The organism is Salinicola sp. JS01 (assembly GCF_030284585.1).
Lineage (GTDB): Bacteria > Pseudomonadota > Gammaproteobacteria > Pseudomonadales > Halomonadaceae > Salinicola.
The window spans coordinates 1,841,011-1,860,037 of the sequence record NZ_CP127244.1; the positions used below are offsets into that span (position 1 = coordinate 1,841,011).

Genomic DNA, 19,027 nt, shown 5'->3' on the forward strand with positions numbered 1-19,027 from the left:
CGGAAAAGGTGAACCCAGCATGAAGCGCACGACGGAGCGAGCGATGATCATCCGCATGATGCACAGGGGCCAAAGCCCGACGGCGAGGTCAGGGCGATGATCCTGCTGGGTATCGATCCGGGCTCGCGTGTCACCGGCTACGGCGTGATCGACGTCGGTGCGGCACGCCCCCGCTACGTCGCCAGCGGCTGCATTCGTATCTCCGGTGACGATCTGGCGCAGAAGCTGGCCCAGGTCTATGCCGGCGTCGCCGAGCTGATCGGGCGCTATCGACCTCAGGAGTTCGCCATCGAGCGCGTATTCATGGCCAAGAACCCCGACTCCGCGCTCAAGCTGGGCCAGGCCCGCGGCACCGCGATCGTCTGCGCCGCCAATCACGGCCTCCCGGTGCACGAATACGCCGCACGCCAGATCAAGCAGGCGGTCACGGGCACCGGCGGTGCCGAAAAGGCCCAAGTCCAGCATATGGTAACGGCGCTCCTCACGCTGGACGCGTCTCCCCCCGAGGACGCCGCCGACGCGCTGGCCATCGCGCTCACCCACGCCTACGCGCGCCAGGGGCTAGTGGCGACCAGCAGCCGCCGGCGCAGTAGCGGCAGCGCTGGCCGCAACCGCTGGCGCGACTTCAGGCCTGAGTGAGAGAAGGGGAGGAATCCAGTGTGCCAGACTCTAATCCACGAGTGACAGGCACGCTGCTATGAGCGGCCGAAGCGCTCTAGCTGCATCTCGCGCAGACGGCTGAACGCGCGGCGGAAGGCAAACTCGAGGTAGCCTTGGGTGTAAAGCTCATCCAGCGCCACCTCGGCTTCGATATACAGTGGCACGCGGCGGTCATAGCACTCATCGACCAGAGCGATGAAACGGCGCACCGCATCGTCGTTGTGCGACAGTGCCGGCAACTGTCTGTCGCCGGCGTCGACCCGCTCGGCGCCATCCTCGGTGCCACGGGCGATGCGCCCTTCACGCGGCTTACCGCCTAGACGCGGTACTTCCTCGAGCAGAATGGCCGGAAAGCGTTCGCACAGCGCGATGAAGTCCGATGCGGCCAGCGGCCGTTCGCACAGTTCACTGAAGCGGCACCACAGCGCTGCCGGGCTGTGGCCCAGATTGGCGATACGCCGATGACCCAGCGCGACCGGCTCACGGCTGGTCACCTGGCCCGCGCTCAGGCGGGCGAACAGCTCAAACAGCGCCTGGGGCTGCTGCACCCAGTAACGCTGCACCTCAGCGCCGGGGTGCAGGCGATGATCCTGCTCACCGTCCACGGCCACCACCTGCATGTGCGCCTCCAATGCGGCAATGGCTGGCAGGAAACGCTCGCGGTTGAAACCGTCGGCATAAAGCTGATTCGGTGGCTGATTGGAGGTGGCCATCAGCACCACGCGCTGCTGTACCACCAGGCTGAGCAAGCGGCCCAGCAACATGGCATCGCCGATATCGCTGACGAACAGTTCATCGAAGCACAGCACGCGCACCTCGCGTCCCAGCTCCTCGGCCAGCAGGCGCAGTGGGTCGGCATTACCGGTGAGCTGGAACTGACGCCGATGCACCCACTGCATGAAGTGATGGAAATGCTGGCGCCGCGCCGGCACACGCAGAGCGTTGTAGAAGGCGTCCATCAGCCAGGTCTTGCCGCGTCCCACCGGGCCCCAGAGATACACGCCGGGCGGGCATTCGCCACGATGCGTGGCCTCGAAGCACCGTTGCAGCGCTGCCACTGCCCGGCGCTGGGCAGCATCGGCGACGAAGCCTGCGGTCAACGCATGCTCATAAGCAGCCCGCGGGGAGCCCGGTGATGTCTCTGGCGCGTTCAACGCAGCACCCGCCGGCTTTCGTCGAACTGCGTCGGCCAGTCGCGCCGGGTGAATACCTGGCCGGTTTCACGCACCCGGCGCACCTCGGCCAGATCCAGCTCGGCGATCAGCCAGCGGCTGTGCGTGAGGCACAGCGCTTCGCTCTCGGCGATCACCCCGTTGGCCGGCATGCCGTAGTCCGACGGCACGTAGAGCGCGGCGCGGCCGATATTCTCGTCCAGCGCCGGTGACCAGGGCGCCAGGCCGACCGTGGGTGACTGCAGCACGGCAATCTGGTTCTCCAGCGCGCGCGCCTGGGCGCCGATCCGCACACGATAGAAGCCCGCCTCGGTGTCCGTACAACTGGGCGCCAGGATCAAGTCCACCCCGGCCTCGGCTAGGGTGCGCGCCAGCAGCGGAAACTCGTTGTCGTAGCAGATCAGGATGCCCAGCTTGCCCAATGCCGTGTCGAACACCTTGAGCCCGCTGCCGGCGGCGATCTGCCATTGCTCCAGCTCGAAGCGGGTCATCATCAGCTTGTCCTGGCTGCCCAGGCAGCCGTCCGGGCCGAAAAGCCAGGCGCGATTGCGGTAGAGGCCGTCGTCATCCCGCACGGCTACCGAACCGGGTTGCAGATAGATCTGCAGCCGCCGCGCCAGGCTCTCGCACAGTTCCAGCCAGCGCGGCAGCAGCACCTGGATGCCGGCGATGGAGCCGTGCAGGTCGCTGCGCTGGGCCTCTGGCAACTGGCCCGTGAGCACCATGCCGGCGTATTCCGGTAGCAGCAGCAGCTCGGCACCCTGGCCGGCGGCGGCCTCGCACAGCTCGGTCAGGTGTTCGACATAGGCTTCCCAGCTCGTCAGCAGATCGATGTGATATTGGCAGGCGGCAACCTTGATCATGAGGTGAGTTCCTTGAGCCAGAACGACATGGGCTTGGCCGACTCCTCAGCTTCGTCCAGATCGCGCCAATGATACTGGGTGTGCAGTTCGGGATGATGACGATAGCCGCGGCGTGCCCAGAAGGCGTCCAGCGGCTGGTAGTCGGCGGGCCTGCGCGGGTGGTCGGCCGGGCGCTGCACGGCGCAGAAGGCGCACCAGTCGAAGCGACCCAGCCGCCGCGCATGCGCCTCGCGCTCGGCGAAGAGGTGCACGCCCAGACCACGCCCGCGCCAGGCCGGTAACACCACCGACTCGGCGCAGTAGAAGATGCGCGCAGGATTCCAGCTCGCCGCAACGAACGGCTGCTGGAATTCCTCGGTTTCATCGGCCAGCGGCAGCGCCGTGGAGGCGCCGACCACCCGGCCCGCGTCCCGCACCAGCACGCACAGGCTGTCCGCGCTGCGCACGTAGGTGTTGAGATACTCGGCCTCATAGTCGAGGCTGCCGTCGTAGAGGTAGGGAAATTCGCGGAAGACCGTGATCCGCAAATGCGCCAGGTCTTCGACATGGGGTGCAATCTGCGGCCCCCGGAGCAGTTCGATATCCATCTGGAGTCGTTCGCCAGCAGCAGGGTGACGCCGGCGGCTATGCCGGCTGGAAGGCGCGAACTTATCATGCGAGCCAAGCAACCACTAACCACGCTACGCAAGGAACCTAGCCATGACCGCCACCGAACTGGTTCAGGCCTACTACGCCGCCTTCAACGCCGGCGACATGCCCACTTTCCTCGACCTGCTGGCCGAGGACGTGGTGCACGACATCAACCAGGGCGAACGCCAGGTCGGCAAGGCCACCTTCGCCGCCTTCATGGACAAGATGAACCGCTGCTACCACGAGCGCCTGGCCGATATCGTGGTGATGCAGAACGCCGCCGGCGACCGCGCCGCTGCCGAGTTCGTGGTGCACGGTGAGTACCTGGCCGACGACGAAGGATTACCTCCGGCCAACGGCCAAACCTACGTCCTGCCGGCCGGCGCCTTCTTCGAGATCAAAAACGGCAAGGTCGCGCGCATCAGCAACTACTACAACCTCAATGAGTGGGTGGCACAGGTGGGCTGAATATCGTCAAGCAGGGGGCCATGTAGCAGCTAGTCAGCCGATTCGGCGATGCGTATAGTGGACGCCGTCACGGAAAGGACGTTGAATGGAATGATTGGACGCCTGCACGGCACCCTGCTGGAAAAGCTCCCTCCCTGGATCGTGGTCGACGTCAACGGCGTCGGTTATGAACTCGAAACCTCGATGACGACACTGGTCGCGCTACCCGCCGTGGGCGAGGAGGTCCGCCTCTATACTCACCTGAGCGTGCGCGATGATGCGCATCTGCTCTACGGTTTCGGGCGTGACGAGGAGCGCCAGCTGTTTCGCGCGCTGATCAAGGTCAACGGCGTGGGGCCGAAACTCGCCCTGGCGATCCTTTCCGGCATGGATCGCGACGCCTTCGTCGGCTGCGTCATGGAGGGCGACAGCAAGGCGTTGACCAAACTACCGGGCGTGGGCAAGAAGACCGCCGACCGCTTGATCGTCGAGATGCGCGATCGCTTTCCCCACTGGCAGGAAGAGCAGGGGTCGCTGCTGGAGACGCCGCGCCAGCCCGTGGTCAAGCCGCGGGACCCGTTCGCCGATGCCGAGGCGGCGCTGGTATCGCTGGGCTACAAGCCGACCGAGGCGTCGCGCATGCTGTCCGGGCTCGACGAGGGCCTGCCTACCGAGGCCCTGATCAAGGCGGCGCTGGCGCGCCAGATGGCCGGGTAAGCCGACATGATCGAACCCGATCGTCTTATCGAAGCCTCGCCGCGACAGGGTGAGCAGCAGGCCGATCACGCCATTCGCCCGCGCCGGCTGGGTGACTACATCGGTCAGCCACGGGTGCGCGAGCAGATGGATATCTTCATCTCGGCGGCGCGCAATCGCGGCGACTCGCTCGATCACACCCTGGTCTTCGGCCCCCGGGGCTGGGCAAGACCACGCTGGCCAATATCATCGCCACCGAAATGGAGGTCGATATCAAATCGACCTCGGGCCCGGTGCTGGAGCGGGCCGGCGACCTCGCCGCCATGCTCACCAATCTGCAGCCGGGCGATGTCCTCTTCATCGACGAGATTCATCGGCTGTCGGCGGCGGTCGAGGAGGTGCTCTATCCGGCGATGGAGGATTTTCAGCTCGACATCATGATCGGCGATGGCCCCGCGGCGCGGTCGATCAAGCTCGATCTGCCGCCGTTCACGCTGGTCGGTGCCACCACCCGTGCAGGGCTCTTGACCTCACCGCTGCGCGATCGCTTCGGCATTGTCCAGCGTCTGGAGTTCTACGCCATCGACGAGCTGAGCGAGATCGTCGCGCGTTCGGCGCGGCTGCTCGGGGTGCCCGCCGACGCCGCCGGGGCGCGTGAGATCGCGCGCCGCGCCCGCGGCACGCCGCGTATCGCCAACCGCCTGCTGCGGCGCGTGCGCGACTTCGCCGAGGTGAAGGGCGACGGCACCCTGAGCGCGCAGATCGCCGATCAGGCGCTGAACATGCTCAACGTCGATAGCCACGGGCTCGATCACATGGATCGCCGGCTGCTGCTGGCGATGATCGAGAAGTTCGACGGCGGGCCGGTAGGGGTCGACAGTCTGGCGGCGGCGATCAGCGAGGAGCGCGATACCATCGAGGACGTGATCGAGCCCTATCTTATCCAGCAGGGGTTCATGATGCGTACCACGCGGGGGCGGGTGGTGACCCGTTCGGCGTACACCCACTTTGGCCTGGCGCCGCACGATCAGGCACCCGAAGGGGGCGAGAGCGGGTGAGCGAATTTCTCCTGCCGCTCAAGGTGTACATCGAAGACACCGACGCCGGCGGCATCGTGTACTACGTTAACTATCTGAAATTCATGGAGCGTGCCCGCAGCGAGTGGCTGAATGCCCAGGGCTTTGCCCAGCGCGAGCTGCTAGAACAGGGCGTACAGCTGGTGGTGCATAACCTCAGCTGTCGCTACGCACGCCCGGCGCGGCTCGACGATCGGCTGGAAGTGAGTGCCGTCGTCGAGCAGCTCGCCGCCTGCTCGGTGCGATTCACCCAGGCGGTGCGGTATCGCGGGGATACATTATGCGAGGCGGTGGTCGATATAGCATGCGTCGACACGCAGAGCCTGAAACCCAGGCGGTGGCCACAGGCGCTTCGCGCGGTGCTGACGCCAGACATTCATAGCCAGTGATTCGAGGATTCACGTGAACGACTCCATGTCCATCCCCCATCTGATCATGAACGCCAGCCTGGTCGTCCAGGTGGTCATGCTGCTGCTGCTGGCCGCTTCGGTCGCCTCCTGGGTGGTGATCTTCCAGCGCAGCTTTGCGCTGGCGCGGGCCAAGAAGGCGCAGCGCGAGTTCGACGAGCGCTTCTGGTCCGGCATCGATCTCAACGAGCTCTATCAGGACGTGCCGGAGAACCATGAAGCCCAGGGTGCCGAGCATGTCTTCCGCGCCGGCTTTCGCGAGTTCAATCGGCTGATGCCCAAGACCCGCAGCAGCGAGGCGGTGCTCGATGGCGTGCAGCGCTCGCAGCGCGTGGCACTGTCACGCGAAGAGGATCGTCTCAACGCCAACCTGACGCTGCTGGCCACGGTGGCCTCGGCAAGCCCCTACATCGGCCTGTTCGGTACCGTATGGGGCATCATGGGGTCGTTCCAGAGCCTCTCCATGGCCCAGCAAGCCACGCTCTCCACGGTCGCGCCGTGGATCGCCGAGGCGCTGGTGGCGACCGCCATGGGCCTGTTCGCGGCCATCCCCGCGGTGATCTTCTACAACCGTCTCTCTTCCATCGCCAGCCGTCTGCTCGGCGAGTACGAAGATTTCGCCGAAGAGTTCCACTCGATCCTGCACCGCAATCTGCAGGGTCGCGGCAGCAGTCAGTCGGCCTGAGCCGGAGGTGAGTCATGGGTGGACCCTATAGCCGACACCACCGGCGCAAGCCGATGGGCGAAATCAACGTCGTCCCCTTCATCGACGTCATGCTGGTGCTGCTGGTGATCTTCATGATCACCGCACCCATGCTGACTCAGGGCGTCAAGGTCGACCTGCCGCAGGTCACCTCGGAACCCATCGATACCCAGGAGCAGGAGCCGATCATCGTCTCGGTCGACAATAAAGGCGAGTACTACATCTCGCTGGGTGACAAGGACAAGCCGGTGACCCTGCAGACCGTGGGTGATCAGGTAGTAGCGATTCTCGAGCGCAAGCCCAACACGCCGGTCATGGTCCGGGGCGACAAGAACGCCTCCTACGGTCAGGTGGTGACGTTGATGAGCACGTTGCAGATGGCCGGCGTGGCGAACGTCGGGTTGATTTCCGAACCGCCCTCGGGTGACAACAAGGGGTAAGGAGTCAGCATGGCGAAGCGAACGCGCCGTGTCGGCTACGGCTTGCCCGTCGTCCTGGCGATCGGGGTGCACATTGTGGCCCTGCTGTTGACGATGTTGCGACTGCCGGAGAGCGAGCCGATCCCCAGCTCCTCTTCGGTGGTGCAGGCGACGCTGGTCAGTGATGTGACCGCGACCGACAAGGCTCAATATGCCAAGGAGGCCAAAGCGCGTGCGGCCAAGCGCCAGGCCGAGGAGGCCGCGCAGCAGGCTGCCGAGCAGCAGGCCCAGGAAGCCGCCCGTGAGCAGGCCGAACAGCAGGCGGCACAGGCGCAAGCCGAACAGCAGGCAGCGGCCGATGCTGCTCGTGCCGAGGCTCAGCGGCGTCAACAGGCGGCCGAACAGGCAGCCGCGGAGCGCGCCGAAGCGGCACGTCAGCAAAAGGCTGCGGAAGCCGAGCAGCAGCGGCAGGTGCAGATCCAGAAGCAGAAGGCCGAAGCGGCCAAGAAGCAGGCCGAAGCCGAGAAGCAGCGCCAGGCCGAAGAGGCCAAGAAGAAAGCCGAGGCCGAGAAGCAGCGCCAGGCGGAAGAAGCTAAGAAGCAGGCCGAGGCCGAGAAGCAGCGCGAGGCAGAAGAGGCCAAGAAACAAGCCGAGGCCGAGAAAAAACGCGAGGCAGAAGAGGCCAAGAAGAAAGCCGAGGCGGAGAAGAAGCGTCAGGCCGAGGAAGCCAAGAAAAAGGCCGAGGCCGAGAAGAAACGTCAGGCGGAAGAGGCCAAGAAGAAGGCCGCAGCGGAGGCCAAGAAAAAGGCCGAGGCCGCAGCCAAGGCGGCGAGCCAGAACGCGCTCAATGACTCGATTGCCAACGAAGAGGAGCGTATTGCCAATGCGCAGCAGTCGAATCAGGCCTCCAACAGCTTCATCAATCTGGTCAAGCGTGCGGTCGAGGATCAGTGGCACTTGCCGCCCAACGCCGATGGTTCGCTGGTGACGCAGGTCAGAGTGCGGCTGGGGCCGTCAGGGGAGCTGCTCGCGGCGACCGTGACCCGCAGCAGTGGCAATCCCAGTTTCGACCGCTCGGCGACGCAGGCGGTAGAGGCGGCGGCACCGTTCCGTGAGCTGCAGCAGCTGGATGCCGGACTGCAGCGACGGTTCCGCGATTTCAATCTCAAGTTCACACCCGGGGATATACAGTGATGAAACAACGGATGTCTCAAAGCTTGCGACGACTGGCGGCTGCCTGGCTGGCATCGCTCGTCGCGCTGTGCCTGGCGGCGAACGCCCAGGCCCAGAATCTCACCATCGAGATCACCCGCGGCAGCGACCAGGCGATTCCGATCGCCATCGTGCCGTTCGAGTCCCAGGCGGCGGGCGGTCTGCCTCAGGATGTGGCGCAGATCGTCAGCGATGACCTCGAGCACAGCGGTCAGTTCGAGCCGCTCAGCCGCAGTGCGCTGATCTCGCTGCCGAGCAGCAGCAAGGACGTGTTCTACGATGACTGGAAGCGGGTCAACGCGCGCTATCTGGTGGTCGGCAAGATCGAGCCCCAGGGCAGCGACTATCGTATCCAGTACGAACTGATGGATATCGCCGGCGGCAAGCGCATGCTCGGCGAAACGGTGACTTCCAGCGCCAGCGACCTGCGCGCCAGCGCCCACTACATCAGCGACCAGATCTTCGAAGCGATCACCGGTATTCGCGGTGCCTTCTCGACCCGTATCGCCTACGTGGCAGCCTCGGGCAGCGGTGACAACGCGCGCTATGCGCTCTACGTCGCCGATGCCGATGGTTACAATGCCCAGCAGGTGCTTTCATCCGACGACCCGATCCTGTCGCCGGCCTGGTCGCCTGACGGCAGCAAACTCGCCTACGTCTCCTTCGAGTCCGGCAACTCCGCCATTTACGTGCAGAACGTGGCCACCGGTGAGCGCCTGCGCCTGACCTCTTTCCCGGGTATCAACGGTGCGCCGGCGTGGTCGCCGGACGGGCGCAAGATGGCGATGTCGCTGTCCAAGGATGGCCAGCCGGAGATCTACGTGATGGATCTGGCCTCGCGTCAGCTCACCCGCTTGACCAACAACCGCGCCATCGAAACCGAGCCCGACTGGTCGCCGGACGGGCGCTCGCTGATCTTCACCTCCGACCGTAGCGGCGCGCCCCAGCTCTATCGCATGCCGGCCAGCGGCGGCGAGGCTCAGCGCGTCACGTTCACCGGCAGCTACAACTCCGATGGGCGCTTCTCGCCGGACGGCAAGGCGCTGTTCATGATCACTCGCGACGAAAACGGTTTTCATGTCGCAAAACAGGACCTGGACACCAGCCGTGTAACAGTCTTGACTGATACACGTTGGGATGAATCACCTAGTGTCGCACCGAACGGCACCATGGTAATCTTCGCGACGCAACAAGGGTCGCAAGGGGTGTTGGGGGCAGTCTCTTCCGATGGACGCGCGTCCTTCCGGCTGCCCTCACAACAAGGTGACGTGCGGGAACCCGCATGGTCACCATATTTGAACTAAACGACGAAAGTCGACTGTGTCATTCGACATCCGAGCAAGGAGATGACAATGCAATTCAAGACTTACGCCAAGACGCTAGCGGTCGCGCTGTCACTGGCAGTGGTTGCGGGCTGTTCCAGCAGCGGCGGCACCCAGGAAGGGAACATGGATGGCACCTCCGGCAACATGTCCGGCCAGGGCATGACCTCCGGTCAAGGCGCAAACGGTTCGCAGATGAACGCCAACCAGCAGCGTCCCAGCGTCGACACGATCTACTTCGCGTTCGACAGCGACGAAATCCGCCCGGAGTTCGAATCCGTTCTGCGCGGCCACGCTCAGTACCTGATGGCCAACCCGAGCGTCAACGTGACGCTGGAAGGCTATGCCGACGAGCGCGGCACGCGTGAATACAACCTGGGCCTCGGCGAGCGTCGTGCGCAGTCGGTCGAGCAGTACCTGACCGTCCAGGGCGTGTCCCCGTCGCAGATCTCCATCGTCAGCTACGGTGAAGAGCGTCCTGCCGTTCAGGGCCACACCGAAGAAGCCTACGCGAAGAACCGTCGCGTCGTGTTCGACTACAAGTAATAGTCGACGGAGATCAGCATGAAACACGGTCTGAAAAGACTGTGCGGCGCGGGAGCCCTGGTGCTCCCGCTGTCCGTATGGGCTCAGCAGCCGGTCGTGGATGACCTCACCGGTCAGTCGTCCGGCGGTTTCTACAGTCAGACGCAGGCGCGCGAAAGCGGCGGCGGCACCCTGACGATCCTCAACGAATTACAGGACAACCGCCAGCAGATCCAGCAGCTGCGCGGGCAGGTCGAGGAGCTGCGCTATCAGCTCGATCAGCTGAAGCAGCAGACTCAGCAGCAGTATCTCGATCTCGATGACCGTCTCTCGGGTAGCGGGAGCGGCAATGGTGGTGACATGTCGGGCAGTAGCATCGACACCGGCGCGGCGAGCCAGGTCACCGAAAACAGTGGGACGGCAGGCAGCAGCGCCGGAGCAGCCAGCGCCACGACCGCTGACAGTGGTGCCAGCGCACCGGCAGCAGGTGGCAGCGGCGATGGGCGTGATGCCTACCAGGCCGCCTTCCAGCAGGTACAGGCGCGCCAGTTCGACGCTGCCATCAGCTCGTTCAAACGCTTCATCGCCGATTATCCGCAGTCGAGTCTGATCCCCAATGCTCACTATTGGCTCGGCGAACTCTACTCGGCGCAGTCGCAGCTCGACGCTGCTGCCACGGCCTTCAACACCGTCATCGACGACTACCCGCAGAGCAGCAAGGTACCCGATGCGCTCTACAAGCTGGGTCTGTTGAAGGCACGCCAGGGTGATACCATGGGCAGCCGTGAACTGCTCAAGCGCGTGCAGAGCGACTATCCCAAGAGTAGCGCCGCGCAGATGGCAGGGGATTTTCTCAACCAGCTGGGCAACTGACGTAGATTCACGCCGGCCAGAGGCGCGAGTCAGCCGGACCGCTGGTCAGCGACTCGGTGACTTGCCGCCCCCACGCGCCCCGGTGTCAGCGAATGCGATCGCCTATCACCAGAACCAGGAGGAGATGAACCATGCCTTGTCATAGCGACTATCAGGCGCCCGCGGATTTGCTCGCGGGTAAGGTGATTCTGGTGACCGGGGCGAGCGCCGGCATCGGACGGGCGGCGGCCATGGCCTATGCCCGGCACGGTGCCACTGTGGTGCTGCTCGGGCGTAGCCTGAGTCGGCTGGAAACGGTGTATGACGCCATCGAGGCGGCCAAGGCGCCGCAGCCGGCGATCTTCCCGCTCAATCTCGAGAGCGCCACTGCGCAGGATTTCGGGGTCGTCGCGGCCAAGCTCGAGCAGGCCTTCGGGCGGCTCGACGGTCTGTTGCACAACGCCAGCCTGCTGGGGGAGCGCAAGTCGGTCGCTGACTCCGATCTCGAGGTCTGGGCACAGGTGATGCAGGTCAACTTCACTGCCAGCCTCGGTTTGACCCAGGCCTTGCTGCCGCTGCTCGAGGCGTCCACTGACGCCTCGGTGGTATTCACGTCATCCAGCGTGGGACGGCGCGGGCGTGCCGAGTGGGGCGCCTACTCGACGTCAAAGTTCGCCACCGAAGGCCTGATGCAGATTCTCGCCGACGAGTATCGCGACTCGGCGCTACGCTTCAACTCGATCAACCCCGGCGGTACGCGCACCGCCATGCGCCGTGCGGCCTACCCCCAGGAAGACCCGCAGCGCGTGCCCACGCCGGAATCGATCATGCCCACCTATCTCTGGTTGATGGGCGGCGAGAGTCGCGGCACCACCGGCGAAGCTTTCGACGCCCAGCCGCCGCGGCAGTGAGCCGCGGCGCTGACCAGATCTAGTGTCACGCCGGCCACGCTGCCTGGCCATTCCCACGCTAGCCGCTCACTCTAACCAATCACTTCGACTACTCACTCTGGCCACAACCGCACCAGCACTTTGCCCGAGGTCTGGGCATCCTTGGCGATGGTGAACGCCTCGACCGCGTCATCGGCGGCGAGTTCATGCGTAATCACCTGATCGAAACGCGCATCCCGGTCGAGCAGTTCGATCGCTTCGTCGACCTCGTCGTTGAAGCGGAAGCAGCCCCGTAGCTGAATTTCCTTAGCGATCAGTGTCGCCAGCTCCAGCGGCTGGGGGCCGGCACCCATCATGCCGATCTGGGCGATCACGCCGGCACGCCGCACGGCGCGAATGGCGACATCGATCGACGCGGGCACGCCCGAGCACTCCAACGCCACATCGAATGCCTCTGCCGCAGGCTCCGCCTCGCCGATGCGCACGGTGGCGTGCACGCCGAGTGCCCGCGCCCGGGCCAGCGGCCCCTCGCAGACATCCGTGGCGGTGACCTCGCTCGCGCCCTTGGCCAGCGCCGCGGCGGCCACCAGCAGGCCGATCGGCCCTGAACCGCAGACCAGCACGCGCTTGCCCTCGACGCCGCCGGCAATACGAATCCCGTGCAGCGCCACCGCCAGTGGCTCGGTCAGTGCCGCGCGCTTGAGCGGCAGCGTCGCCGGCAGGGTGCGGATCATGCGCCGCTTGACCACCAGATACTCGCTCATGCCGCCCTGGGTGTGAGGCGTGGTCGAGGCCGACCCCAGATAGCCGCCGCGTGGCCACAGGTGCGGATGCTGCTCCAGCCCGGGCTGGCATTCACCGAAGGTGGCCGGGTGGAAGGTCACCGGGGTGCCCGCAGCCAGCGCTCCGCTGGGGTCGAGATCCACCGTGCCGGAGAGCTCATGCCCCGGAATCAGCGGCTCACGCACCACGAAAGCACCGTTGGCGCCCTCGTGATAGTAGTGCAGATCGGAGCCGCAGATACCGCCCCAGGCGATGCGCACGCGCACCTCGTCATCCCCCGGTTCCGGGGTGTCCCAGGTCTCTGCTCGCAGATCCTGCTTGCCGTGTATCACCAGCGCTTTCATGCCCTTGTCGCTCCTGTATGACGCCGCCGGCCACGGGCACGATGCCCGGCGCCCGGCGGTGATGAATGAATCAGGCTGTCGACAGCCAGATCGTCGGCGGTTGGCTCGTCGGTGCCAGGCCGTCGAGGCTCAGACCACCGAGGTCATGCCGCCGTCGACGAAGATGTTCTGGCCCGAGACGAAGGCCGAGGCGTCCGAGCAGAGATAGACCAGGGTGCCCACGAGCTCTTCGACGTTACCCCAGCGCTGGGCCGGCGTGCGCGATTCCACCCAGCTGTTGAAGGCCTCGTCCTGCCACAGGGCGGTGTTCATGTCGGTCTTGAAGTAGCCCGGCGAGATGCAGTTGACCTGGATATCGAAGCGCGCGAGGTCGGCGGCCATGCCCTTGGTCAGCATCACCACGCCGCCCTTGGAGGCGGCATAGGGGGCGATGGTCTGGCGTGCCAGCTGCGACTGCACCGAACCGATATTGACGATCTTGCCCGACCCGCGCTGCGACATGCGCTCAGCCAGCGCACGCGAGACATAGAAGGCGCTGGAGAGGTTGGTCGCGAGTACCGCATCCCAGTCGGCGGGGTCGAACTCGGCAAAGGGAGCGCGCCGCTGGAGCCCGGCGTTGTTGACCAGGATGTCCGGTGTGCCCAGGCGCGCCGTCAGCCCATCCAGCGCCTCGCGCACGGCGGCGCTGTCGGTGACATCGAAGGTCACGCTGTCGACGTCGGCACCGGTCTCGGCGCGGATCGTCTCGGCGGCGCGGGCCACCGCCTCGGCCTGGCGCCCGTGCACGATCACACGCGCTCCCTGGCGTGCCAGCCCCTGGGCCAGGGTGAATCCCAGCCCCCGCGACGAACCGGTCACCAGGGCCAGGCGGCCGCTGATATCGAAAAGCTTCATGCAGTGTCTCCCGATGCGGTGTTTAGCGACATGTACAGATCTCCTGTGATCCGCCATCAGACCCGGATTGCGCCCCCGGTTTCAAGCACCGGGAGGCGGGCTGCCTGAGACGAGATACTCGAACCAGACCGCGACCAAAGGCGGGGTTACGTCGATAGCCTAGCATTGTACAGTCCGCTGAACGACGTTCAGCTCATTGGACAATGGTCGCGCTCGCGACAGCCAGAATGGCGGCCCGAGAGAGGTCTGAGAGAGGCCCGAGAGCCGCGCGCCGAAGACCCTAAAGCCAAGACCGTAAAGCCAAGACCGCGAACCTACACGACACGAGGAGCGAGCCATGCAGCAGACACCAGCGCCGGCGGCGGGGGGCCACGCAAACCCATCGGCGAGCCACAAGCTGAGAGTGGCGGTGGCCACGCCGTTGAGCGAAACGCTGTGCGCCATGATCGAAGCCCGCGAGCCGCGTCTCGAGCTGATCCGTGATCAGGCGCTGTTGCCGCCCATGCGTCATCCCGCGGATTTCGCCGGCGACCCCAGCTTTCAGCGCAGCGCCGAGGCCCAGGCGCGCTTCGAGGCGTTGCTCGCCGATGCCGAGGTGCTCTACGGCATTCCCGATCTCGACCCGGCGGCGCTGGCGCGTGTGGTCGCGGCCAACCCGCGCCTGCGCTGGGTCCATCTGATGGCCGCGGGAGGCGGTGGCCAGGTAAAGGCGGCGCAACTCTCCCGCGAGCAGCTCGACCGGGTTGCTTTCACTACCTCGGCCGGGGTGCACGGCGGGCCGCTGGCCGAGTACGCGCTGTTCGGCGTGCTCGCCGGGGCCAAGCAGCTGCCACGGGTCCAGGCTCAGCAGCGCGCACATCACTGGAGCGGACGCTGGGCGATGGGGCAGGTCAGTGAACAGACCGTGCTGCTGCTGGGGCTCGGCGGGATCGGCCGCGAGGTGGCGCGCAAGCTCTCGCTGCTGGGCGCGCGGGTGATCGGCGTCTCGCGCCATGGCCGGGCGGTCGAGCACGTCGACGAGATCGTGGCCCCGGAGGACCTGCACGCGGCGGCGGCACGCGCCGACGCCGTGGTCTGCTCGCTGCCGGGCACCGCCGCCACCGACAAGCTGGTGGATGCGGACTTCCTCGCCGCGCTGCCCCCGGGCGCCACCTTCGTCAACGTCGGCCGCGGCACGGTGGTCGACGAGCCGGCGCTGATCGAGGCCCTGCGCGCCGAGCATCTAGGCCTGGCGGTACTCGATGTCACCGCCAGCGAACCGCTGACCGCCGACTCGCCGCTATGGGATCTGCCCAATGTGCTACTGACACCGCATACCGCTGCGCTCAACGCTGCCGAGGATCGCCTTATTGCCGAGCTGTTCGTCGACAACGCGCGGTGCTATCTCGACGGCCAGCCGCTGCGCAACCGCGTCGATACGGTGGAGTTCTACTGATGGCGGGGGAGGCCGAGCGCAGCCCGGCGGTGACCCGGGCGATCCGCGTGCTGGCGCTGCTGGAGCAGGCGGGTGACACCGCGCTGGGGGTCAGCGAGATGGCGCGGCAACTGTCGGTGGCGCGTTCGTCGCTGTTCAACATCTGCCTGGCGCTGGAGGCCGAGGGGATGATCGCACGCAGCGCCGGCGGCTACCGCCTGGGACGGCGCCTGGTCGAGCTTGGCGGGGCCTATCTACGCGGTGTCGACCCGGTCCAGGCGTTCTATCAGGCGTGCAACGAGACCCCACTGCTGCACGACGAGATCTGCCAGCTGGCAGTGCTCGACGGCACCGAGGTGCTCTATCTCGCCGCCCACGCCGGGCGCATGCCACTGCGCATGACCGCGAGCATCGGCAGCCGTTTCCCGGCCTCGATCACCGCGGTGGGCAACGCGCTGCTGGCGCGTCTCGACGATGCCGAGATTCGGCGGCGCTTCGCCGACCCGGCGACTCGCCCGGGCTGGACCGAGCGCTCGGTCACCGACCTCGAAGCGCTGGTGGCCAAGATCGCCAGCGTGCGCGAACGCGGCTATGGCCGTGACCTGGGCGAGGTCTTTCCCGGCGTACGCGGGCTGGCGCTGGTGGTGGCGCCGCAGTATAGCGGCGAGCAGGCCTATGCGCTGGGCACCTCGCTGATGGAGGAGCGCTGTGACGATGCGCTGGAGGCGGACGCCGTGGCGGCGCTGGATGCCATGGCGCGGCGTATCGCCAACCCCATGAACCTAGCCGCCGACCCCCACGACACGGCCATGCGCGGTGCCCGCGACGCCGGGCGCTGAGCAGTCGTCGCTGGGTCGAGCCATTCACTGTTCGAGGAGTCAACACCATGCCGTCTTCCACCGATTCCGCTGCCGCCGATGCGCTCAGTGACACCGCGGCGAGCTTCGAGGCCGCCTTCGCCCGCCCCGGCAAGCGCCGGGTCGGCATGCTCGGTCTGGGCAACATGGGTATGCCCATGGCGCGCAATCTGCTGGCCGCCGGGGTGGCAGCGCAGGTGAGCGTATATGGGCGCTCGCCCGACAAACTGGCACCGCTGATCACTGCCGGCGCCCAACTGGCGGAGACGCCGCGGGCACTGGCTGCCGCCAGCGAGGTACTGATCACGGTGCTGCCCGATCTCGACCCGCTGCGCGAGCTGCTGTGGGGTGAACAGGGCATCGTCGCCGGTGCCGGCGAGGCGCTGCTGATCGTGATCTGCTCCACCTCGTCACCCCAGGGCGTACGCGAGCTGGCCGCCGAACTCGAGTCGGCGAGCGCGGGGCGTATCCGCCTGCTCGACGCGCCGCTCTCCGGGGGCACCGATGGCGCCGACGCCGGGCGGTTGTCGATCATGGTCGGCGGCGAGGTACCGCTCTTCGAAGCGGCGCGGCCGCTGCTGGCGAGCATGGGTACGCCTCTGCATCTGGGGCCGCTGGGAGCGGGCGAGGTGGCCAAGGCGTGCAACCAGATGGTGGTGGCCTCGACCATGGTGGCCCTGTCGGAGGCGACGGTGATCGCCGAGCGCGCCGGGCTCGATGTCGCGTCGCTGCTCGAGTGCCTGGGCGGTGGCTATGCCGGCGGGCGCCTGCTGGAAGCGCGCAAGCAGCGCCTGATCGACAAGGATTACACCCCCACGGGGGTGGCCCGCTACATGATCAAGGATCTTGCCTTCGCGCGTGACGAGGCGGAGCGCGGCGGGGTAGTGACGCCACAGCTGGCGGCGCTCTCGCGGCTGTTCGACGACCTTGGCGCGCGCGGGCTGGGTGACCAGGATCTGTGCGTTACCCAGCGCTACATCGCTGAACTGGATCGCCTGCCCTGAACGCGAGCGCCGCGCCCGGGCGCGGCGGGAGGAGCCGAGATGACGACACTGAAGGCGTTCTGGCGCGGTATCGAATGGATCATCGCGCTGTTGATGTTACTCACCATGGTGCTGGTCTTCGTCAACGTGGTGCTGCGCTACGGCTTTGCCTCGGGGCTGCGCTCGGGGATCGAGCTGTCGCGACTGGGCTTCGTCTGGATCGTGATGCTCGGCGCCTCGCTGTGCCTCAAGGAGGGCGAGCATCTGGCGGTGTCGGAGCTGTTCGACCGTCTGCCGCGGGGGCTGCGCAGAATCGTCGGGCGGCTTGCGTGGCTGGCGATCCTGGTCGCCTCGCTGATGCTGCTGGTCGGCTGCTGGCGCCAGACCCTGGCCAACTGGCACAACATCTCGCCGCTCACCGGGCTGCCCACGGCGCTGTTCTATCTCGCCGGCGTGGTCTCGGGGGCACTGATGAGCGTGACCGCGGCCCTCGGCGCGGTATTGCCCGGGGGCCCGGCGCGCCGGAGGCGCCGGGTGGGCCGGAGACATCTCATCACGCTGACACCGCCGAGGAGACACGGCCATGACGCTGGGGCTTTTTCTGGCAGTGCTGATCGGCACCATCCTGCTGCGCCTGCCGGTGGCGTTCGCGCTGCTCGCGGCGGCGGTGGCGCTGATGCTGCACATGGGGCTGTTCAGCGCCGATATCCTGGCCCAGTCGCTGATCAACGGCGTCGATAACTTCGCCCTGCTGGCGATTCCGTTCTTCATGGTCGCCGGCGAGGTGATGGCGGTCGGCGGGCTCTCCGACCGCATCGTGCGCCTGGCGATGACGCTGGTCGGCCACTGGCGCGGCGGTCTCGGCTATGTCGCCATCCTCACCTCGCTGCTGCTGGCGGGGCTTTCCGGCTCGGCGGTGGCGGATGCCGCGGCGCTGGTCAGCATCCTCTATCCGATGATGCGCAAGAGTGGCTATCCCGCGTCGCGCTCGGTGGGGCTGCTGGCCGCAGGCGGCATCATCGCCCCGGTCATCCCGCCGTCGCTGCCGCTGATCATTCTCGGCGTGGCGGGCAACCTGTCGATCGCCAAGCTGTTCATCGGCGGCATCGTGCCGGGTCTGTTCATGGGGCTGGCGCTGATGATCACCTGGCGGGTGATGATGCGCCGCTCGGACCTGGCCCCACAGCCCCGTGCCAGCCGCGGCGAGCGTCTCAAGGCGCTGCGCGAGAGCGTGTGGGCGCTGCTGCTGCCGTTGATCATCATCGTCGGTATTCGTTTCGGCGTGTTCACCCCGACCGAGGCCGCGGTGGTCGCGGCGGTCTACGCCATCCTGGTCTCGGCGCTGGTCTACCGCGAGCTGAGCCCACGCAAGCTGCTCGGCGTGCTGATCCGGGCGGGGCGTTCGACGGCGCTGGTGATGTTTCTGGTAGGCGCGGCTATGGCCGCCTCCTGGGTGATCACCATCGCCCAGCTGCCGCAGCAGCTTGCCGCCATGCTCGGCCCGCTGGTCGAGCATCCGATCCTGCTGATGGCGGCGATCATGCTGGTGGTACTGCTGGTGGGCATGGTCATGGATCTGGCCCCGGCGATCCTGATTCTGGTGCCTTTGTTCATGCCGCTGGTGATCCAGGCCGGGATCGATCCGATCTATTTCGGCCTGATGTTCGTGATCAACTGCTGCATCGGCTTGATCACGCCACCCGTGGGCACCGTGCTCAACGTGGTCTGCGGAGTGGGCAACACCTCGATGAGCGAAGCCGTGCGCGGCGTATACCCCTTCGTACTGGTCTATATCGGTCTGCTGGCGCTGTTCGTGCTGGTGCCGCAGATCATCACGGTGCCGATGCATTGGCTGATCGGCTAGGCAAGAGCAAGGAG

Annotated in this window: 21 protein-coding genes and 1 pseudogene; 17 read left to right on the forward strand and 5 right to left on the reverse strand. The window is 66.3% G+C overall.

Going from position 1 to position 19,027, the window contains the following annotated elements; all coding sequences use genetic code 11:
• Window positions 1-96: 96 nt before the first annotated feature.
• The gene (gene ruvC, locus QO259_RS08285) at window positions 97-639 is read left to right on the forward strand and encodes a crossover junction endodeoxyribonuclease RuvC (RefSeq protein ID WP_285952467.1); all 543 of its coding nucleotides are present in this window, start codon (window positions 97-99) and stop codon (window positions 637-639) included.
• A 56-nt stretch (window positions 640-695) separates the two neighbouring features.
• Here ruvC and zapE read toward each other — a convergent pair whose 3' ends face one another.
• The 3 genes from zapE to QO259_RS08300 are packed head-to-tail and all read right to left on the reverse strand — an operon-like array spanning window position 696 to window position 3,282.
• Window positions 696-1,760 (reverse strand): cell division protein ZapE, encoded by a 1,065-nt coding sequence (gene zapE, locus QO259_RS08290; protein WP_285952468.1) that lies wholly within the window; start codon window positions 1,758-1,760, stop codon window positions 696-698.
• Between the two features lie 50 nt (window positions 1,761-1,810).
• On the reverse strand, window positions 1,811-2,695 hold the full coding sequence (locus QO259_RS08295) for a carbon-nitrogen hydrolase family protein (RefSeq protein WP_285952469.1): 885 nt from the start codon (window positions 2,693-2,695) through the stop codon (window positions 1,811-1,813).
• Window positions 2,692-3,282, reverse strand: coding sequence for a GNAT family N-acetyltransferase (locus tag QO259_RS08300; RefSeq protein ID WP_285952470.1), 591 nt, complete (start codon window positions 3,280-3,282; stop codon window positions 2,692-2,694). Before QO259_RS08300 ends, QO259_RS08295 begins: the two co-directional genes overlap by 4 nt.
• A gap of 112 nt (window positions 3,283-3,394) precedes the next feature.
• Here QO259_RS08300 and QO259_RS08305 point away from each other — a divergent pair, with 112 nt between their 5' ends.
• The 11 genes and pseudogenes from QO259_RS08305 to QO259_RS08355 all read left to right on the forward strand — a co-directional run bounded on the left by QO259_RS08305 (window position 3,395) and on the right by QO259_RS08355 (window position 11,895).
• Window positions 3,395-3,793 carry a nuclear transport factor 2 family protein gene (locus QO259_RS08305; protein WP_285952471.1) on the forward strand — a complete coding sequence of 133 codons (399 nt, stop codon included), beginning with the start codon at window positions 3,395-3,397 and terminating at the stop codon, window positions 3,791-3,793.
• 90 nt (window positions 3,794-3,883) lie between these two features.
• Window positions 3,884-4,489, forward strand: a complete 606-nt coding sequence (gene ruvA, locus QO259_RS08310; RefSeq protein WP_285952751.1) for a Holliday junction branch migration protein RuvA — start codon at window positions 3,884-3,886, stop codon at window positions 4,487-4,489.
• A 6-nt stretch (window positions 4,490-4,495) separates the two neighbouring features.
• Window positions 4,496-5,526: pseudogene (ruvB, locus tag QO259_RS08315) on the forward strand (Holliday junction branch migration DNA helicase RuvB).
• Entirely contained in the window at window positions 5,523-5,933 is a 411-nt protein-coding gene (gene ybgC / locus QO259_RS08320) for a tol-pal system-associated acyl-CoA thioesterase (RefSeq protein WP_035473430.1), read from the forward strand. The pseudogene ruvB and the gene ybgC overlap by 4 nt, the downstream one beginning before the upstream one ends.
• Window positions 5,934-5,958: 25 nt before the next feature.
• Window positions 5,959-6,636 (forward strand): protein TolQ, encoded by a 678-nt coding sequence (gene tolQ, locus QO259_RS08325; RefSeq protein ID WP_207035503.1) that lies wholly within the window; start codon window positions 5,959-5,961, stop codon window positions 6,634-6,636.
• Window positions 6,637-6,650: 14 nt separating this feature from the next.
• On the forward strand, window positions 6,651-7,094 hold the full coding sequence (gene tolR / locus QO259_RS08330; RefSeq protein WP_035473426.1) for a protein TolR: 444 nt from the start codon (window positions 6,651-6,653) through the stop codon (window positions 7,092-7,094).
• Between the two features lie 9 nt (window positions 7,095-7,103).
• Entirely contained in the window at window positions 7,104-8,267 is a 1,164-nt protein-coding gene (gene tolA, locus QO259_RS08335; protein ID WP_207035505.1) for a cell envelope integrity protein TolA, read from the forward strand.
• A 23-nt stretch (window positions 8,268-8,290) separates the two neighbouring features.
• Window positions 8,291-9,589: a Tol-Pal system beta propeller repeat protein TolB gene (gene tolB, locus QO259_RS08340; RefSeq protein ID WP_502949148.1), complete on the forward strand. Its 1,299-nt coding sequence runs from the start codon at window positions 8,291-8,293 to the stop codon at window positions 9,587-9,589.
• A 48-nt stretch (window positions 9,590-9,637) separates the two neighbouring features.
• Complete coding sequence (pal, locus tag QO259_RS08345; protein WP_106420215.1) at window positions 9,638-10,153, forward strand: peptidoglycan-associated lipoprotein Pal; 516 nt, start codon at window positions 9,638-9,640, stop codon at window positions 10,151-10,153.
• A gap of 18 nt (window positions 10,154-10,171) precedes the next feature.
• On the forward strand, window positions 10,172-11,005 hold the full coding sequence (gene ybgF / locus QO259_RS08350; RefSeq protein WP_285952472.1) for a tol-pal system protein YbgF: 834 nt from the start codon (window positions 10,172-10,174) through the stop codon (window positions 11,003-11,005).
• A 131-nt stretch (window positions 11,006-11,136) separates the two neighbouring features.
• The gene (locus QO259_RS08355; RefSeq protein WP_285952473.1) at window positions 11,137-11,895 is read left to right on the forward strand and encodes a YciK family oxidoreductase; all 759 of its coding nucleotides are present in this window, start codon (window positions 11,137-11,139) and stop codon (window positions 11,893-11,895) included.
• A 92-nt stretch (window positions 11,896-11,987) separates the two neighbouring features.
• Here the strand turns inward: QO259_RS08355 and QO259_RS08360 are convergent, their stop codons facing one another.
• Window positions 11,988-13,001 (reverse strand): L-idonate 5-dehydrogenase, encoded by a 1,014-nt coding sequence (locus QO259_RS08360; RefSeq protein WP_285952474.1) that lies wholly within the window; start codon window positions 12,999-13,001, stop codon window positions 11,988-11,990.
• A gap of 129 nt (window positions 13,002-13,130) precedes the next feature.
• Window positions 13,131-13,895, reverse strand: a complete 765-nt coding sequence (locus QO259_RS08365) for a glucose 1-dehydrogenase (protein WP_285952475.1) — start codon at window positions 13,893-13,895, stop codon at window positions 13,131-13,133.
• Window positions 13,896-14,232: 337 nt separating this feature from the next.
• Between QO259_RS08365 and QO259_RS08370 the strand changes: the two genes are divergently transcribed.
• From QO259_RS08370 to QO259_RS08390, 5 genes are read left to right on the forward strand one after another with little or no spacing between them, the layout of a single operon-like run.
• Window positions 14,233-15,330 carry a D-2-hydroxyacid dehydrogenase gene (locus tag QO259_RS08370; RefSeq protein ID WP_285952476.1) on the forward strand — a complete coding sequence of 366 codons (1,098 nt, stop codon included), beginning with the start codon at window positions 14,233-14,235 and terminating at the stop codon, window positions 15,328-15,330.
• Window positions 15,330-16,148 carry an IclR family transcriptional regulator gene (locus QO259_RS08375; protein ID WP_285952477.1) on the forward strand — a complete coding sequence of 273 codons (819 nt, stop codon included), beginning with the start codon at window positions 15,330-15,332 and terminating at the stop codon, window positions 16,146-16,148. The genes QO259_RS08370 and QO259_RS08375 overlap by 1 nt, the downstream gene beginning before the upstream one ends.
• Window positions 16,149-16,195: 47 nt before the next feature.
• Window positions 16,196-17,170: an NAD(P)-dependent oxidoreductase gene (locus QO259_RS08380; RefSeq protein WP_285952478.1), complete on the forward strand. Its 975-nt coding sequence runs from the start codon at window positions 16,196-16,198 to the stop codon at window positions 17,168-17,170.
• Window positions 17,171-17,209: 39 nt separating this feature from the next.
• Window positions 17,210-17,890, forward strand: coding sequence for a TRAP transporter small permease (locus QO259_RS08385; protein WP_285952479.1), 681 nt, complete (start codon window positions 17,210-17,212; stop codon window positions 17,888-17,890).
• Complete coding sequence (locus QO259_RS08390; protein ID WP_285952752.1) at window positions 17,790-19,013, forward strand: TRAP transporter large permease; 1,224 nt, start codon at window positions 17,790-17,792, stop codon at window positions 19,011-19,013. The genes QO259_RS08385 and QO259_RS08390 overlap by 101 nt, the downstream gene beginning before the upstream one ends.
• The last annotated feature ends 14 nt before the right edge of the window (window positions 19,014-19,027 follow it).

Excerpts from the sequence above, each read along its gene's own strand:
- ruvC (WP_285952467.1), top strand. The coding sequence starts at position 97 with ATGATCCTGCTGGGTATCGATCCGGGCTCGCGTGTCACCGGCTACGGC.
- QO259_RS08295 (WP_285952469.1), bottom strand. The coding sequence starts at position 2,695 with ATGATCAAGGTTGCCGCCTGCCAATATCACATCGATCTGCTGACGAGC.
- QO259_RS08300 (WP_285952470.1), bottom strand. The coding sequence starts at position 3,282 with ATGGATATCGAACTGCTCCGGGGGCCGCAGATTGCACCCCATGTCGAA.
- QO259_RS08305 (WP_285952471.1), top strand. The coding sequence starts at position 3,395 with ATGACCGCCACCGAACTGGTTCAGGCCTACTACGCCGCCTTCAACGCC.
- ruvA (WP_285952751.1), top strand. The coding sequence starts at position 3,884 with ATGATTGGACGCCTGCACGGCACCCTGCTGGAAAAGCTCCCTCCCTGG.
- tolQ (WP_207035503.1), top strand. The coding sequence starts at position 5,959 with ATGTCCATCCCCCATCTGATCATGAACGCCAGCCTGGTCGTCCAGGTG.
- tolR (WP_035473426.1), top strand. The coding sequence starts at position 6,651 with ATGGGTGGACCCTATAGCCGACACCACCGGCGCAAGCCGATGGGCGAA.
- tolA (WP_207035505.1), top strand. The coding sequence starts at position 7,104 with ATGGCGAAGCGAACGCGCCGTGTCGGCTACGGCTTGCCCGTCGTCCTG.
- pal (WP_106420215.1), top strand. The coding sequence starts at position 9,638 with ATGCAATTCAAGACTTACGCCAAGACGCTAGCGGTCGCGCTGTCACTG.
- ybgF (WP_285952472.1), top strand. The coding sequence starts at position 10,172 with ATGAAACACGGTCTGAAAAGACTGTGCGGCGCGGGAGCCCTGGTGCTC.
- QO259_RS08355 (WP_285952473.1), top strand. The coding sequence starts at position 11,137 with ATGCCTTGTCATAGCGACTATCAGGCGCCCGCGGATTTGCTCGCGGGT.
- QO259_RS08360 (WP_285952474.1), bottom strand. The coding sequence starts at position 13,001 with ATGAAAGCGCTGGTGATACACGGCAAGCAGGATCTGCGAGCAGAGACC.
- QO259_RS08365 (WP_285952475.1), bottom strand. The coding sequence starts at position 13,895 with ATGAAGCTTTTCGATATCAGCGGCCGCCTGGCCCTGGTGACCGGTTCG.
- QO259_RS08370 (WP_285952476.1), top strand. The coding sequence starts at position 14,233 with ATGCAGCAGACACCAGCGCCGGCGGCGGGGGGCCACGCAAACCCATCG.
- QO259_RS08375 (WP_285952477.1), top strand. The coding sequence starts at position 15,330 with ATGGCGGGGGAGGCCGAGCGCAGCCCGGCGGTGACCCGGGCGATCCGC.
- QO259_RS08380 (WP_285952478.1), top strand. The coding sequence starts at position 16,196 with ATGCCGTCTTCCACCGATTCCGCTGCCGCCGATGCGCTCAGTGACACC.
- QO259_RS08385 (WP_285952479.1), top strand. The coding sequence starts at position 17,210 with ATGACGACACTGAAGGCGTTCTGGCGCGGTATCGAATGGATCATCGCG.